This window comes from Candidatus Woesearchaeota archaeon, assembly GCA_003694805.1.
Taxonomy (GTDB): domain Archaea; phylum Nanobdellota; class Nanobdellia; order Woesearchaeales; family J110; genus J110.
The window spans coordinates 1-1525 of record RFJU01000047.1; the positions used below are offsets into that span (position 1 = coordinate 1).

2 protein-coding genes are annotated in these 1525 nt (G+C 50.8%); both read left to right on the forward strand.

Going from position 1 to position 1525, the window contains the following annotated elements:
- On the forward strand, nucleotides 1–709 hold a 709-nt coding region (locus D6783_01970), incomplete at its 5' end, for a hypothetical protein (protein ID RME53457.1).
- 8 nt (nucleotides 710–717) lie between these two features.
- Nucleotides 718–1359: a hypothetical protein gene (locus tag D6783_01975; protein ID RME53458.1), complete on the forward strand. Its 642-nt coding sequence runs from the start codon at nucleotides 718–720 to the stop codon at nucleotides 1357–1359.
- Nucleotides 1360–1525: the final 166 nt, after the last annotated feature.

A 1525-nucleotide genomic window follows, 5' to 3' on the forward strand; every position in this document is an offset into this window, starting at 1 on the left:
GTTTGGCGGAAAAAAAACGCTGAAGATCAAGAATAACCTCCCAATTCCTGCTTCCTTGAAAGTGTCCGTTGCGAGTGAAGAGGAAAATTTGTTGCGTGTTGAAAAGAACGTAGTCGCATTGCCTGCACAGAGCAGCGCGCTTGTTGTAGTAAGCGCGGCGCAGAGGGCAAAAGACGATGAAGCAGGGGGCGTTGAGGGGAAGAATGCTTCAGGGGAAGACAAAGCGGTTGAGAAAGCAAAGCGGAACGATGTGAAGAAGGGTGTTTTGGTGCTCAGCGTGAGCGGTGTTGAGAAGCGCGTTGCTGTGGTGGTGAGGGAAGGAAAGGGGTTTTCTTCCTGGATTGTTGTTCTGGTTGGGGGCGTGGCGCTGGCGGGTGCTTCTTTGTTCGCTGTGAGAAGAACGCTGCCTGGGGTGCTGAGGAGGAGCAGGAAAAAGCGGGCCGGGGGAGAAGGGCGTGGAAAGGATGATGAGCGCGGCGAGGGCGGCGTTGTGCCAGCTCCTGCTAAGACGCGGCACGCCGATGTGAGAAGGAAGGCGCTACAAGTTGCCTTTGCAGTGAACAAAGTTTTGGCAAAGAATGAGGAGGAATTGGTGGAGAAATTGAAGGAGAAAGGATTTGACGAAAAGGAAATTCGTGCCTCGCTTGAGGAGGAGAGGCGCAAGGGCTTGCTGTGGGGAAAAAAGGAAGGAGCGTCGCTTAGCAAGTAGGTGGGAAAATGGAAAAGTTCATTGTTTTGCCAATTGCCATCGTGTTGATAACCGGCCTTGCGCTGCAGCTTAACGATATTGCGCAGCGGACTTCACAAAAAACTATTCGCTTCGCAACCGACGTTGATAACGCGATGGATTGTGCGCTGTTTGGTGTGGATATTAAAGAGTGTTCGCCAGACTTAGTGAAAAATTCAGGAGAGTTTGAACGGGAATTGCGCGATTTTCGAGAGGTGATGCAGGAACACGCAGCGTTTAAAGAAGCAAATGGCAGTGTAGAACTTGCTGTTCCGTTGGACGGTGCGTTTGCTGTTTCTGTTATTGATGAGCAGTACGTTTTTAAGCTGGTAAAAGTGGAGGAGGGCGTTGCCGAATTTGAAGGGGTGAATTTGCGGGACGTGTTTGCTCGGGAGGACGTTCCGTTGATGAAGGGAGGGGTGTTTCCTGTTGATGTAGATGAGGATGGCGTGCCGGATGTCCGAGTTCGTTTGCAAGAAGTGAATGAGACAGGTGCGGTGGTGGTCGTTTCAGCAGGTGATGTTTCTCTCTTGGACTTGTCGGTTGTTGGGCTGCTGGCAGGAGTTGTTGGTGTACTCTTGCTCTGGCTTGCTAAGCGTTCGCAGAGGTTTCGAGAAGGGGGTGAGTGGTAAGGGGTGCTTGAGAATGCAGCTTTGCATTGCGTTTTTGTGTTCTGCGAACAGGTCGTGGTTGTGTTTTGTGTTTCTTTAGTGAGGGTTTGCTGTCGTTGTTTGTCGTTGCTGGTGGCGGAGTGTTGCTCGGAGCGGGTTTGTTTGAAAAACAAAAAATATTTAAATA